Raw genomic sequence first — 13657 nt, 5'->3', positions numbered from 1 at the left:
ACCAGATCCTTAAGGAACCCTGTATTCGGCACAAGTCCGATCTCGAGGAAGAGCCCCTCAACGTTGAGGACCGTCTCCTTCCCGGTCTCGCGGTCCCTGACCGTGATCCCGGTCAGGACCTGATCACCGTGGAGGGCCGAAACTTCGCTGTGGGGGAATATCTGCACACCCACCTCCTTTGCCCGGGCGATGTAGATCTCGTCGCACTTGAGGGTGCTCCTGACGACCAGGGCCACGGAACTCGCGATCTTCGCCAGCTCGACCGCGGTCTGGATCGCCGCGTTCCCCCCGCCGACGACGGCGACCGGTCGTGCGCGGAAGAGCGGGCCGTCACAGGTCGAGCAAACCGAGACGCCCCTCCCCATCAGCCGGTCCTCGTCAGGGAGCCCCAGGGTCCGGGGGTGCTTCCCGGAGGTGAGGATGACTGTCCGGCAGCGGTAGGCGTTCCCGGGGGCTGTCCGGACAAGGAAGATATCGCCCTCTTTCTGGACACTCTGGACGCTATCCAGTTCAAGGTTGACGTCAAGCCCCCTGACCTGCTCCTCGAACTTCCTGATCAGGTCCTCGCCCGTGATCATCCGAAAGCCCATATAATTCTCGATCGCCCAGCTCCAGGTCGCCTGGCCGCCGATATTCTCAGATATGATGACGGTCTTCATGAGCTTTCGCGCACAGTAGACCGCGGCCGTCAGCCCGGCCGGCCCGGCGCCCACGATGACCACGTCGTAGACCCCGTCAGTCACCGGCTTCCCGAAGAGTTCCCGGAGCCTCTTTGCATCGAACCCGACGATCACCGCATCGCCAAAGATCGTGACCGGCACGCCCCGCTGCCCCGAGACCGTTATCATCTCCCGGGCCGCCTCGCGGTCTCTCCCGACATCGACGGTCTCGTATTCGACCCCGTACTTCTCAAGGAACGCAATGACCATCCTGCAGTAGGGGCAGTTCTCTGTCGTGTAGACCTTCACACCTGCCATAAAGGGGGATAGCTCAAGAGGCCTATTTAACTTGTGGGTGAGACATGTGGAGCCCGGGCACGGAGACGCCGGACCGAAAAAAGGGGGGTTACTGGACTTCGCGGAACATGCGATCCGGGACCCCGCAGATCGGGCACTTCTCCGGCGCCGCCCCGAGTTCGACGTTCCCGCAGACCGGACAGAGGTAGACCTTCTCCACATCGAGGTCTTTGCCCTCCCGGACAGCCTCAAGCGCCTGGAGATAGAGGTTTGCGTGCACCTCTTCCGCCTTCATGGCGTGGGTGAAGACGATGGTGGCCTCGTTCTTCCGCTCCTCCTTCGCCTCGGCAACGAACTTAGGGTACATCTCCGTGAACTCAAAGGTCTCCCCCTCGATCGCGCCTTTCAGGTTCTCCTCGGTGCTCCCGACGGCGTTCTGGATGAAAAGGAGGCGCTTTGCGTGGATGGCTTCAGCCTCGCTTGCCGCACGGAAGAGTTTCCCGACCGCCGGGTACCCCTCGGCGGCTGCCTTCTCGGCAAAGACCGAGTACTTCCTGTTTGCCTGGGACTCCCCGGCATACGCTTCCTGAGCATTCTTGTCTGTCGGCATAAAGTAATTGTTTCGAGAGCCCCTTATTAAAAACCTTTCACCGCGGTCCCGCGGAGGCGGGCATACGCCCGGGAGAAAAGCGTATCCGGTTTTCCCGGTATCGCCTCCGGGGAGGGCCGTGACCCGGGCCGAACCGGTGTGGTCTCATGCTGCAAAAACGGGGTGCTGGATGCAGGTATCAGTATGCCGGACCGGGTGTTTCCACGGCAAACCCTATGCCGCTGGAGCAACCATTACCGGTATATGCAGGGTGACCGGGTGCAGCGGGTCTTCATCATCGTCCTCGCCTTAAACCTCGCCGTCGCACTCGCAAAAGCAGTCTTCGGCATCATCGCCGGGTCGGTGAGCATGGTAGCCGACGCCCTCCACTCGGGGTTCGACTCCCTCTCAAACATCGTCGGGATCATCGCCATCTACCTTGCAGGGAAACCCCCTGACCCGGAGCACCCCTACGGCCACGGCAAGATCGAGACGCTCGGGACCCTTGTCATCGGGTCGATGCTCCTCCTGACCGCCGCCGGCATCCTCATCGAGGGTTACCGGCGGCTCATCTCCCCGGTCGCCCCCTCGATCACCGCAGTCACCGTCGGGGTCATGATCGGGACGCTCATCATCAACATCGCCGTCTCCACCTACGAGCGGCGGAAGGGTGAGGAGTACCAGAGCCAGATCCTCGTCGCCGACTCCCTCCATACCAGGAGCGACGTCTTCGTCTCCATCGCCGTCCTCGGGGGCTTCCTCGCGGTCAGGCTCGGGTTTCCCGAGGCCGACCCGATCATCGCCTTCGCCATCGGCCTCCTCATCGCGAGGATGGGGATCAGGATCCTCTACGAGGCCGCGGAGATCCTCACCGACTCGATGAACCTCCCCTGCGACCCGGCGCTCGTCAGGGCGGTGGTGATGGATACCCCCGGGGTGGCCGGGTACCATGACTTCCGGTGCCGGGGCAAACCCGGCGAGATCTTCGCTGACATTCATGTCACCGTCGACCCGGCGCTCTCTGTCTCCCGGGCCCACGCGATCTCTGAGGAGGTGGAGCGGAGGCTCAAAGAGACGGTCCCGGGGCTTTCCGAGGTCGTCGTCCACATCGAGCCCGACGACTCACCGTAGTGATCTTTGTCATCTTAACCCCAAAAATCCGACATCACCTTCGCGATCTCCCGCGTGCTTCCGCGTGGGGTTGTATCCCCGTCTTCATATGTGGCAATTGGCATTCCACCTCGTGCATCGAGATCTTTAAAATAAAGTGGCACGATGCAGTAGTGGGCCATTTCACCTTATGTTGCGGGTTCTGGCGTGGATCACGCGGAAGAGCGCGAAGGGATGTGGAGCGCTCATGGGCAGAGCGCGGGGCTGTACGCAGGAAAGCAACCATTCCCCAGGCCCTCACCCCATGCTGTGGACCGTGGTGGCTATCACCCCCGGGGGGTGGGGGCAGGGGAGGGGGCCCGACCCCTCCCCGCACAAACCGGACCCGGGGCACAAACAGAGCCCTGATTCCCCCACTCGCCAAACCAGGGCGGTTTTCATGGGAAATGTTAGCTGAAATGCTCCAGTAATGGAGCATTTCACCTCATGCTGCGGGTCCTGATGCGGGGTGAGCGATCGCCACCTCATGCGTGAAGCAATGGTGCGTAGATGCTGGCACGGTCTTTCACGCCAAAACCCTCAAACCGTGGCGACTCACTGCACCAGGAGCCGCCCGAGTTCGTAGCCCTTCCGGTACGCCGCCTCCATCACCTCAGGCCGCGTCCTGATATCCTGGATTGTATCCATGTCGTTTCTGAGGACCTCGTCCCAGTAGGGGCAGTCGATGATCTCCCCAAACGCCCGGACGGTCATCTTCGCGCCGTCAAAGACGGTCGGGAGGTTCATCCCGGCGATCGATATAAAGAGCATCTTCCGCCTCTTCCGCCGTTCAGGGGAGATGAACGACTCCCCGCGGTAGTACTTGGCCATGTAGAAGACCTGGAACCGGTCTATGAACGCCTTCAGTTTCCCGGGGATGCCCATCGTCATCACCGGGGTGGCGAGGATCAGGCCGTCCATCTCCCGGAATGTATCGTAGATCTCGATCATATCGTCCTTGATCCGGCAGGTCTCGTTCTCCATGCAGTAGAAGATCTCCATGCAGGGTGCAACATCCAGGTGTGCAACGGCAATCTTCTCGACTTCGCAGCCGGCATCCTCCGCGCCCCGGATGGCCTCATCGAGGAGGCGGGCGGTGTTTCCCTCGAGGAGCGGGCTTCCGAGAAGCGCGATAACCTTCTTCGACATGATGCAGGGTTGCATGCGGCCCTATTAATAGGGTGCGGACAATCGGTTCTGCCCCAGAGGATACTGCTAAATACCTTGAAACGATACTATCGTTTCGGTGAATCCCTGTGGTCGAACCAGGAACAAAAAAGACAGCGAAAGCTGGAGAGAAGCCGGGCCGCGGCCGCTACATCTGTATCGACTGCGGACGGGAGATCCGGCTTGACAGCACCGACGCCGACCTTGTCAGGTGCCCAACCTGCGCCTGTGAGGTCTACAACTGCCTCCCGATGACTCACATCAGGCCCGACGTCAGGACACCAGAGGATGCAAAGCGTCCTCCGGAGAGGAAGAAAGCAGAATAATCGAGGTGAGAAGTATGGTGAACGTATCAGCCGAAGGGCAGGTCTACACCTGTGAGATCTGCGGCAATGTGGTCAAAGTACTGGAAGTCGGCGGCGGCGAACTGGTCTGCTGCGGCGAGCCGATGGTGCTTGAGGAGTGATACCCATGGCAGAGGAACAGAAGAACCTTGAAGAGAAGATCGGGAAAGTGCCCGAGATCTTCAAGGAACTCAAAGAGACTGACCCCGACCTCTACGGGAAGGTGATGGGGCTTGACCAGATGATCTGGGCCGACGGCGCGCTCTCGAGGCAGACAAAGAAGATCATCGCGATAGCGATCGCCGCCGCCCTCCGGGACGGTCATGCCGTCCGGGCGCAGATGGCGGGTGCAGGAAGACTGGGTGTCTCAAAAGAGGAGATCGAGGAGGGGCTTCGGGTCGCGTTCCTGCTCGCGGGGATGCCGGCCTACGTCCACGGCAAGACCGCCCTCGAAGAGTACCTGGGTAACCGTCCCCGGAGGTAACATTATGGAACCTGAAGAATTACCCCAGATGCCGGTTATCGGTGAGAAAGCACCTGAGTTTGACGCGCTGACCACCCACGGACCCCTGAAACTCTCAGACCTCAAGGGGAAGTGGGTCATCCTCTTCTCCCACCCGGCCGACTTCACGCCGGTCTGCACCACTGAGTTTATGGCGTTTGCCGGGATCGCCGACGAACTCGCGAAACTGAACGTCCAGCTCATCGGGCTTTCCATCGACAGCGTCCACTCGCACCTTGCGTGGGTCAGGAACATCAAGGAGAAGATGGGCGTCGAGATCCCGTTCCCCGTCATCGCCGACCTCGACATGAAGGTCGCCCGGCGCTATGGGATGATCCATCCCGGGCAGAGCAGCACCTCCACCATCAGGACGGTCTTCTTCATCGATGATAAAGGTGTCATGCGGGCCATGCTCTACTACCCGATGTCCAACGGCCGCTCGATGCCCGAGATCCTCAGGCTCACAAAGGCCCTCCAGACCTCGGACGAGCACCACGTCGCGACACCGGCGAACTGGGAACCGGGGGAGAAGGTCATCGTCCCGGCGCCAAAGACCCCAGAAGAGATAGAGAAGAGGATGAAAGAGGGGTACGAGTGCAAAGACTGGTACCTCTGCTTCAAGAAACTCTGATCGTCCGTCAGGCAAACCTCCTCTTTTTTCCCGGCATCCCGCGAGAGTCGCCCGTCCGCCCCGATATGCTCCCCGGGCGACCGGCAGGCGACAAGGAATCCTGACCGGTCAACGATCCCGGTGCATGAACGGTCATACCTGTTTCTCTGATGCGATCGTGCGGAGAGGGAGATAACCCCGGAACCACGGGTTACCGGGTCAGATGGGCCCGGATACGCCTCCATTACATTAATGGTGCCGAAAGCCCGATGGTACCTGCATTCAGGATTTGCCGGGTGCCGGCCCGGTATTTTTTCTGTGAGGGATCTCAAGAATGTTTGAGAAGACGTTGATTCCAGTGGCCTATGGTGAGAGACTCGAAGAGTTGAGAAAGGTCGGAAGGTTCCTCAGAGGCCTCGGATCCAGGTCGATCTGCCTCTACCACGTGAACGAACCCGCCTCCCTCTTCAGGGGTGCCGATCTCTCGTGGCTCACCCGTCTTGCGGAGGTACTCAGAGAGACGGGGCTTGCCGTGGAGGTGAAGAGAGGAAGCGGCCACATCGCCTCGGCAATCGCAGAAGCAGCCCTCCTCGAAGGGGCTGACAGCATCTACATGAAGACAAAGCGCCGCTGGCACATCGAGACGATGCTTCTTGGGAGCGTCTCACGGGATCTCCTCCGTCTTGCAGACGTGCCGGTATTCGTCCAGAAGGTCCGGCCCCGCCTGCCGGGCGATGGGGTCGGACCCCGGCGCGAGGGGCTGAAGATCCTCTATGCGACCGACCTCGATGAGGCGTCGGTCCGCCTGCTCCCCTATGTGATGAAGTTCCAGGGATCCTGGTGCCATATCCTGCACGCCAGGGGGAGGATGGCGGACCCAACGACAGAACGGCGGCGGAGGAAGGCCGTCGACGAGGAACTGCACGCGATAGCGGAGGATCTCCGCCCGTCCTTTGAACGTGTCACCTCCGAGCAGAGGATCGGGAATCCCGCTGCACAGGTGCTCCATGTCTCAGAGCAGATCGGCGCTGACGTCGTCGTCCTCGGGCGGAAGAGCCCGGCGTTCCCCTCTGCCCCGTTGGGAGATACGGCAGAACGGATCGTGACCGAATCAGGCGCCTCGATCTTCCTGATGCCGCAACCGGGGAGGTTCCATGCTTCGTGAGTATCTCCGGAGGGATGCGGTCTTTCTCCTCTCGTCCGGAGTCATCCTCTTCTTCATACTCATCGGCATCGTCAGGCCGGACCTCCTCGACGCGGCCTCCTCTGCAGTCCACGCGGCGATCCTCAACCACTTCAGCTGGCTCTACCTCATCTCGGTATTCTTCTTCCTCGTCTTCGCCTTAGGCCTCGCATTCTCCCGTTACGGGAGGATCAAACTCGGGGGTGACGCCGAGAGGCCGCAGTACGGGTTCTTCGGCTGGGTCGCGATGCTTTTTGCCGCAGGGATGGGGATCGGGCTCCTCTTCTGGGGAGTCTCCGAACCGCTTGTTCACTATCTCCAGCCGCCACCCTTCCTTGACCCTGCATCCCCCGACTCAGCTGCGTTTGCTATGCGCTACTCATTCTTCCACTGGGGTGTTCACCCGTGGGCTATCTACGCGATCATCAGCCTCTCCATAGCGTACTTCTCGTTCCGGCGCGGGATGCCGGCGCTGATCAGTTCCTGTTTCTACCCCATTCTCGGCGACCGGATCTATGGCCTGGCCGGGAACCTGGTGGATGTGCTCGCGGTCTTTGCGACGGTCTTTGGGACCGCAACTTCGCTCGGCTTCGGCGCCCTCCAGATTCACAGCGGTCTCACTCACCTCTACGGGATCTCGTCTGCGATCTCAGTCACCATCGGGATCATCATCATCGCAACAGCCCTCTTCATGGCGTCCGCGATCATGGGGGTTGAGAAGGGAGTTCAGGTCCTCTCGAAGTTCAACATCGTCCTGGCAGTAGCCCTGCTCCTCTTTATCCTCGCCCTCGGATCAACCCCCTACGTCCTCAATGTCTTCACCTCCTCCCTCGGCGGCTACATCAACAACATCATCGACCTCAGCCTCCAGTCGTATCCGTTTGCAGGGTTTGAGTGGAGCAGGAACTGGACGGTCTTCTACTGGGCGTGGTGGATCTCGTGGTCGCCGTTTGTGGGCCTCTTCATCGCGCGGATCTCCCGGGGCCGGACGATCCGGGAGTTCGTCCTGACCGTTCTTACGGTCCCGTCCCTCTTCACCTTTGTCTGGTTCTCAGTCTTCGGGGGATCGGCCCTGAACCTCGAACTGAACCAGGGAGCGCACCTCGCCGCAGTCGCAGGAGAGGACATCACACTCGCCCTCTTCGCGTTCCTCGAACACTACCCGTTCGCAGGCATCCTCTCGCTCGTCGCGATCGCCGTCCTCCTCGTCTTCTTCGTCACGTCGGCAGACTCGGCGACGGTGGTCCTCGGTTCGCTCACCTCGAACGGGAACCTGGCCGTTCCGACCTACAAGAAGGTGATCATGGGACTCTCCCTCTCCGCCGTCGCGATCATCCTCCTCGTCACCGGAGGGCTCTCGTCCCTGCAGAAGATGGCGATCACGGCGGCGTTTCCGTTCCTGTTCGTGATGCTCATCCTCTGCTACACGCTCGCGATCGGATTGTCGCAGGAGAAGGTGCCGGAGTAGCGGGAGGAGGCAGGCGGGACCACAGTGACGGACCGCTCTTCGCCGCCGGAAAACCCCGGCACTTTTTTTGCCTCCGGCCCGACAATACTTCCTATATGACCATTGACGTCCTCGCGTTTGCGACCTCGCCCCGTCGCCACGGCAACTCCGAGACCCTGCTTGACCGGGTGCTCGCGGCGATGGAGAGGGAGGGAACAGCGGTCGAGAAGATCATCGTCCCGGAAGCAGATATCAGACCCTGCCGGGGGTGCAACGCCTGTGAGAAGCTCAACCGGTGCGTCCAGCGGGATTACATGGACTACCTCCACGACCGGATCGTAGCGGCCGACTGCATCGTCCTCGCGTCCCCCATCTACTGCATGGGGCTTGCGGCGCAGGCGAAGGTGCTGGTCGACCGGACGCAGGTCTTCCGCTCCCGGAAGTACGTCCTCGGCCTCCCAATCGTCCCGCCGGAGCGCAAAGGGAAGCGGGTCGGGATCTTCCTCTCGACCGCCGGGCAGACCTGGGAGAACGTCTTTGACGCGGCGATCCCGTCGGTGAAGTGCTTCTTTAACGTCATCGATATCAGAGGCAGGGATATCAGGTACCTGATGGTGAACGGCGTCGACGAGAAGGGCGCGATCGACCGCCACCCCACCGCCATGCGTGACGCAGAAACCCTTGCAGGAGAGGTCATCGCACACCTGCGGGAGGTCGGCGTGGCATGACCGGACCCTTAAGAGTCCTCGGGATATCAGGGAGCCCCCGGCGGCACGGGAACACCGAGACCCTGCTTGACGCCGTGCTTGAGGGTGCCCGGGAGGCGGGGGCGGAGGTCGAGAAGATCGTCCTCCGGTCGCTCGACTACGCCTCGTGCCGGGGGTGCAACGCCTGTCACCGGACCGGGGTCTGTGTCATCCAGGACGACCTCACCCCGGTCTTTGAGAAGATCGCCGCCGCCGACGTCCTCGCTGTCGCATCCCCCATCTACTCGATGGGGATCACGGCGGAACTCAAGGGACTGATCGACCGGGCCCAGTACATCTGGGCGCGCAAGTTCATCATGAAGACCCTCTACTTCACCACCGAACATACCCGGCATCATAAGGGGATCTTCATATCGACCGCCGGACTTGGGTGGGAGAACGTCTTTGACGCGGCATTCCCCGCAATCACCGCCTTCTTCAACACCACCGGGTTCGAGTACTGGGACAACGTCATCGCAAACGATCTGGACCGTTACGGCGGGATTGCAGGGCACCCCACCGCACTCGCGGAGGGGCGGGCGAAGGGGCGGGAAGTGGTCGGTCTCCTCCGGAAGCTGCAGGCGGCGGAAGACGCGGAGGCCTGAGGTCCCACCCGGCCCGGAGCACCCGCAGGTGGGATTCTATCCCCGGGATCGGAACGCGGATACAGCCCCCAGGTAAAGGATGTTCTAGACGAGCACACAGAAAGTGAAGAATATTTCCCAAAGCCCGCGCGTGCCGGCATGCCCGGGCGCGGCCCCTGATGTACGGATCAACAATATTTCCTTCTGGTCTGCAACCGGAGTATTTTAATAAGATTTTAGTGAGAACTCCCTTCAGTATAAACACGCGAGATGTTTTTCAGGACCACAAAAGGACGCGTATGTGACTCCCATCAGGCCCCCGGGAACCATTTATGAAGCGCCGCCGGAGTACCGGATACTTGACGGTGTCAATGACTGGTATCTCCTGGTCGGTGAGGATCACAAAATAGTCTGGGCAAACACGGCCTTCCGCCGGGTGCTTGGGGTGCCGGAGGGCGATCTTTGGCAGGCCATCCACGCGCTCGGGGGGGGCGGGGATCTTGCCGGGAGAATCCTTGCGGCACTCAAGGATGAAGATGAGGTCCCCGAGTTTGAGTGCCGGATCCGGGATCTGGAAGGGGGAGAGCGACGGTGTCTCTGCTCGGGCCGGAAGGCGCCGTCCGATGAGGGCTGGTTACTGTGGTTCCGCGAATTCCCGGACGCCGGGGACTACGAGAAGATCGTCGAGTACACCGGGACGGCGACGATCCTCATCGAGGACGGCGGTACCATCTCAGTCGCGAACACCGAGTTCGAGCGGCTCTCCGGGTACCCGCGCCGGGAGATCGTCGGGGTCAAACGGCTGACCGATTTTGTTCCCCGGGCCGACGAACTCCGGCGGATTACCGGCTACCACACCCTCCGGCGGAGCGACCCTGCAGCTGCACCGAAGAACTACTCCTTCTCGTTTGCCGACCGGTCCGGGAACATCCATACCGTCGAGGCCACCATCGGCATGATCCCGGGGACGAACCGGTCGGTGATGTCGCTCCTCGACGTGACCGGACGGAGGCGTGCCGAGCAGGCGTTGCAGGAGAGTGAGGAGCGGCTGAACCTTGCGCTCATGGCTGCAAACGACGGGCTGGTCGACTGGGACCTCGGCACCGGGACGATCTTTTACAGCCCGCGGTGCTTCACGATGCTCGGCTACGAACCGGGGGAGTTCGTGCCCACGGTCTCCTCGCTCCTCTCGCTCGTCCACCCTGAAGACCGCGACCGGGTGGAGGCGGCGCTCACCGGCATGGCTACCGGAGGAGGACGCGACCGCCTCGAACTGGAGTTCCGGGCGCGGTCAGCATCCGGGAGATGGATCTACGTGCTGGACCGGCTCCAGGTGGTCAGCCGGGATGCGGATGGGATGCCGCTCCGGATCGTGGGAACGCACTCTGATATCACAGAGAGGAAAGCGGCCGAGAGAGAACTCCTGGTCCGGAAGATGGCGATGGAGTCGTCGCTCTCCGCAATCGCCATCGCCGACCTCGACGGATACCTGACCTACGCCAACCAGGCACTGCTCGAGATGGGTGGGCTCACCGACCGCGGCGAGATCCTCGGGCGGCACCTTTCAGAGTTCTGGGTAGGCCCCGGGAAGGTCAGGGAAGTTCTCAGGACGCTTGCAGAACGAGGCAGGTGCACCGGAGAACTGGTCGGCAGGCGGGCCGACGGGACAGAATTTACCGCCCACATAAACGTGAACATCGTCACCGAGAGGTCCGGGGATCCAGTCTGCATCATGGCCACCGCGGTCGATGTCACCGAGCAGAGGCGCATGGAAGAGGCGCTCCGGGAGAGCGAGAAGCGCTACCGGGCGCTTGCGGAGTCGGCGCCGGATATCATCTTTCTGGTCGACATGGAAGGGAATGCCCTCTACGTGAACAGTGCCGGCGGCCGCCTGCTTGATAGAGAGCCCGGGGCGCTGCAGGGGATGAACGTCAGGGAGATGTTTCCGCCCCGGATTGCAGAGAGGTGGGTTGCGATGCTCCGGAAGGCGGCGGAGCCAGCCGCGGGATCCCTCACCGAGGAGACCCTGCTGCCCGGGGACGATGGCGGCACCTGGCTTGAGACACGCCTCATCCCGATGACGGAAAGCGACGGCACCGTCCGCAACCTGCTCGGGATCAGCCGGGACGTCACCAGGCGGAAACGGGTGGAAGAACAGCTCCAGTTCCAGGCCCTGGTGCTCGGGCAGGTGGATGACGCCGTGATCGCGGTCGACGCGGATGGGCGGATCACCTACATGAACCGGGCCGCAGAGCGGCTCTACGGCGTCTCTTCGAGTGAGGCTCTCGGCAGGCTCAACACGGACTTCTTCACCTACGAATGGCTCCGCCCGGACGACGAAGAGGAGGCCCAAACCGCCCTCCAGGATCCAGGAATCTGGCGCGGCGTCACCATCCACCGGAAACGGGACGGGGAAGCCCTATTCGTCGATGCGACCCTCAGCGCCCTGGAAGACGACCGCGGAAACGCCACCGGAATGCTCTGCTCCCTCCGGGACATCACCGAGCAGAAGCGTGCCGACCTCGAACTCCGGATCAAGGACATGGCGATAGCGTCGTCACTTGGTGCCGTCGCCCTCGCCGACCTCGAGGGGAGGATCATCTACGTCAACCGTGCCTCCCTCGCCGTGCATGGATGGGAGCGAGAGGAAGAGGTCATCGGGAAGCCGTTCTCGATGATCTGGGCCGACCGGGAGGAGGGGGAGCGGACCAGGGAAGAGGCCCTCCGGAACGGCGCCTGGCTTGGGGAGATAGAGGCGCGACGGTCTGACGGGACGACCTTTCCCGTGCAACTCGCTCTCTCCGTCGTCACCGATGAGTCGGGCAGGCCACTCTGCCTGATGGGCTCCGGGATCGATATCAGCCAGCGGAAACTGGCCGAGCAGGATCTCCGGATCCGTGATATGGCGATAGCATCCTCGCTCAACGCGTTCACGATCGCTGATCTCGACGGCCGCTTGACCTACGTCAACCAGGCGTTTCTCTCCATGTGGGGCTACGGCTCCGCTGCCGAGGTCCTCGGGCGATCGATTACTGAGTTCTGGCAGGACGAAGATGATGCTACAGCTGCTCTTCGGGCACTCCTTGTTTCCGGGAGATATGTCGGCGAGCGGGTCGGGAGACGGCGGGACGGCACAGAGTTTTATGTCACGTACTCCGGGAACCTGGTCACGAACGACGCCGGGGCCCCGATCTGCCTCATGGCCTCGATCGTAGATATCACCGAACAGAAGCGAGCCGAGGCGGAGATCCAGGCCCGCAGCAGGGAACTCTCGGTCCTAAACCAGATCATCAGCGTATCAACGTCTGCGACCGACATCGAGGAGGCGCTGGAGGACGTGCTCGCGGCAACCATCGCCCTCCTCGATCTCCGGGGCGGCGGGATCTACCTGGTCGAACCAGGCCGGCAGAGCGCGCGGCTCGTCTGCATCCGGGGCATGCTGGATGACTTCATCCCACCGCCTGGCGTCCCCGACATCACCGTACCGCCGTACGCGGATGTATTCGTGGCGGGAGAGCCCCTCTTCGTCGACGACCCTGGGGAGCGCGACATACCACCGTATGCCAGCATCCCGATCGTGGCGCCCGGAAGGGTCGTCGGGTCCCTGAACCTGGTGCCTCACGACCACAGGCTGTTCGCCGACGCCGACCGCTCCCTCCTGGTGGCCATCGGAAGGGAGATCGGGAGTTCCATCGAGCGCACACTGCTGATACGGCAGCTTGAGGAGGCCCAGCGGGAGGCAAACCTCTACCTCGATATCCTCAGCCACGATATCAGGAACGCGGAGAACGTCTCGAGCCTCTACACCGACCTCCTCATCAATATGCTCGAGGGGGAGCCGAAGGGGTACGCACAGAGACTCCGGAGCAGCATCAGGAAGAGCATCGAGATCTTACGGAACGTCTCGACGATCCGCCGGATCCACCACGAGTCGGCCATGCTCGTGCCGGTCGACCTCGACCGGGTAATCCAGGACGAGATCGGGATCTTCTCCGAGATCAACTTCCACTACGAGGGGACCGATCTCGCGGTCATGGCAGACCCGCTCCTCCCTGAGGTCTTCACAAACCTCATCGGGAACGCCATCAAGTTCGGGGGACCGACGGTCAAGGTCACCATCAGGGTGGAGGAGAGCGGCGATGACGTCCTGGTCTCGATCGAGGACACCGGGCCGGGGATTCCCGATGAGATGAAGGAAGCCGTGTTCATGCGGTTCGGGAAGAACAGGAGCCGGAAGAGCGGGCAGGGTCTCGGTCTCTACATCACCCGGATGCTGATCGAACGCTACGGCGGCCGGATCCGGGTCGATGACCGGGTGCCGGGACACCCGGAGTGCGGTGCAGCGTTCCGGTTTTCGCTGAAGAGAGCCTGAAAAGGGAT

The 13657-nt window shown here is 62.0% G+C and carries 13 protein-coding genes; 10 read left to right on the top strand and 3 right to left on the bottom strand.

From position 1 onward, the window contains the following. Positions 1 to 977 (bottom strand): FAD-dependent oxidoreductase (locus BP858_RS00775; RefSeq protein WP_286878581.1); only part of this gene is annotated, 977 nt, incomplete at its 3' end. Positions 978 to 1065: 88 nt separating this feature from the next. After that, positions 1066 to 1566: a rubrerythrin family protein gene (locus BP858_RS00770; RefSeq protein ID WP_286878580.1), complete on the bottom strand. Its 501-nt coding sequence runs from the start codon at positions 1564 to 1566 to the stop codon at positions 1066 to 1068. Positions 1567 to 1809: 243 nt separating this feature from the next. On the opposite strand from BP858_RS00770, the gene BP858_RS00765 reads away from it, so the two are divergent. Beyond that, complete coding sequence (locus tag BP858_RS00765) at positions 1810 to 2676, top strand: cation diffusion facilitator family transporter (protein WP_286878579.1); 867 nt, start codon at positions 1810 to 1812, stop codon at positions 2674 to 2676. Positions 2677 to 3249: 573 nt separating this feature from the next. Here the strand turns inward: BP858_RS00765 and BP858_RS00760 are convergent. Next, a complete protein-coding gene (locus BP858_RS00760; protein ID WP_286878578.1) occupies positions 3250 to 3843 on the bottom strand; it encodes a flavodoxin family protein in 594 nt (197 codons plus the stop codon). A gap of 107 nt (positions 3844 to 3950) precedes the next feature. Between BP858_RS00760 and BP858_RS00755 the strand changes: the two genes are divergently transcribed. The 9 genes from BP858_RS00755 to BP858_RS00715 all read left to right on the top strand — a co-directional run bounded on the left by BP858_RS00755 (position 3951) and on the right by BP858_RS00715 (position 13649). Further along, positions 3951 to 4187, top strand: coding sequence for a hypothetical protein (locus tag BP858_RS00755; RefSeq protein ID WP_014865988.1), 237 nt, complete (start codon positions 3951 to 3953; stop codon positions 4185 to 4187). Positions 4188 to 4201: 14 nt separating this feature from the next. Further along, the gene (locus tag BP858_RS00750; protein ID WP_048104373.1) at positions 4202 to 4327 is read left to right on the top strand and encodes a desulfoferrodoxin FeS4 iron-binding domain-containing protein; all 126 of its coding nucleotides are present in this window, start codon (positions 4202 to 4204) and stop codon (positions 4325 to 4327) included. A gap of 5 nt (positions 4328 to 4332) precedes the next feature. Further along, entirely contained in the window at positions 4333 to 4689 is a 357-nt protein-coding gene (locus BP858_RS00745) for a carboxymuconolactone decarboxylase family protein (RefSeq protein ID WP_048104371.1), read from the top strand. Positions 4690 to 4693: 4 nt separating this feature from the next. Continuing rightward, the gene (locus tag BP858_RS00740) at positions 4694 to 5338 is read left to right on the top strand and encodes a peroxiredoxin (protein ID WP_024265314.1); all 645 of its coding nucleotides are present in this window, start codon (positions 4694 to 4696) and stop codon (positions 5336 to 5338) included. Positions 5339 to 5651: 313 nt separating this feature from the next. Then, entirely contained in the window at positions 5652 to 6482 is an 831-nt protein-coding gene (locus BP858_RS00735) for a universal stress protein (protein WP_286878577.1), read from the top strand. Then, positions 6472 to 7968: a BCCT family transporter gene (locus BP858_RS00730; protein ID WP_286878576.1), complete on the top strand. Its 1497-nt coding sequence runs from the start codon at positions 6472 to 6474 to the stop codon at positions 7966 to 7968. The genes BP858_RS00735 and BP858_RS00730 overlap by 11 nt, the downstream gene beginning before the upstream one ends. A 95-nt stretch (positions 7969 to 8063) precedes the next feature. Beyond that, positions 8064 to 8675 (top strand): flavodoxin family protein, encoded by a 612-nt coding sequence (locus tag BP858_RS00725; RefSeq protein WP_286878575.1) that lies wholly within the window; start codon positions 8064 to 8066, stop codon positions 8673 to 8675. Next, positions 8672 to 9298, top strand: coding sequence for a flavodoxin family protein (locus tag BP858_RS00720; RefSeq protein WP_074174669.1), 627 nt, complete (start codon positions 8672 to 8674; stop codon positions 9296 to 9298). The genes BP858_RS00725 and BP858_RS00720 overlap by 4 nt, the downstream gene beginning before the upstream one ends. Before the next feature lie 280 nt (positions 9299 to 9578). Then, a complete protein-coding gene (locus BP858_RS00715) occupies positions 9579 to 13649 on the top strand; it encodes a PAS domain S-box protein (protein WP_286878574.1) in 4071 nt (1356 codons plus the stop codon). The last annotated feature ends 8 nt before the right edge of the window (positions 13650 to 13657 follow it).

It is taken from the genome of Methanoculleus sp. UBA413 (assembly GCF_002502935.1).
In the GTDB taxonomy this organism is placed as follows: Archaea; Halobacteriota; Methanomicrobia; order Methanomicrobiales; family Methanoculleaceae; genus Methanoculleus; species Methanoculleus bourgensis.
The sequence above is the reverse complement of the archived record's forward strand: the minus strand, read 5'-3'. Positions and strand labels throughout refer to the sequence as shown.

Coding starts and splice junctions, on each gene's coding strand:
- BP858_RS00770 (WP_286878580.1), bottom strand. CDS start 1,566: ATGCCGACAGACAAGAATGCTCAGGAAGCGTATGCCGGGGAGTCCCAG.
- BP858_RS00765 (WP_286878579.1), top strand. CDS start 1,810: ATGCAGGGTGACCGGGTGCAGCGGGTCTTCATCATCGTCCTCGCCTTA.
- BP858_RS00760 (WP_286878578.1), bottom strand. CDS start 3,843: ATGTCGAAGAAGGTTATCGCGCTTCTCGGAAGCCCGCTCCTCGAGGGA.
- BP858_RS00750 (WP_048104373.1), top strand. CDS start 4,202: ATGGTGAACGTATCAGCCGAAGGGCAGGTCTACACCTGTGAGATCTGC.
- BP858_RS00745 (WP_048104371.1), top strand. CDS start 4,333: ATGGCAGAGGAACAGAAGAACCTTGAAGAGAAGATCGGGAAAGTGCCC.
- BP858_RS00740 (WP_024265314.1), top strand. CDS start 4,694: ATGGAACCTGAAGAATTACCCCAGATGCCGGTTATCGGTGAGAAAGCA.
- BP858_RS00735 (WP_286878577.1), top strand. CDS start 5,652: ATGTTTGAGAAGACGTTGATTCCAGTGGCCTATGGTGAGAGACTCGAA.
- BP858_RS00730 (WP_286878576.1), top strand. CDS start 6,472: ATGCTTCGTGAGTATCTCCGGAGGGATGCGGTCTTTCTCCTCTCGTCC.
- BP858_RS00725 (WP_286878575.1), top strand. CDS start 8,064: ATGACCATTGACGTCCTCGCGTTTGCGACCTCGCCCCGTCGCCACGGC.
- BP858_RS00720 (WP_074174669.1), top strand. CDS start 8,672: ATGACCGGACCCTTAAGAGTCCTCGGGATATCAGGGAGCCCCCGGCGG.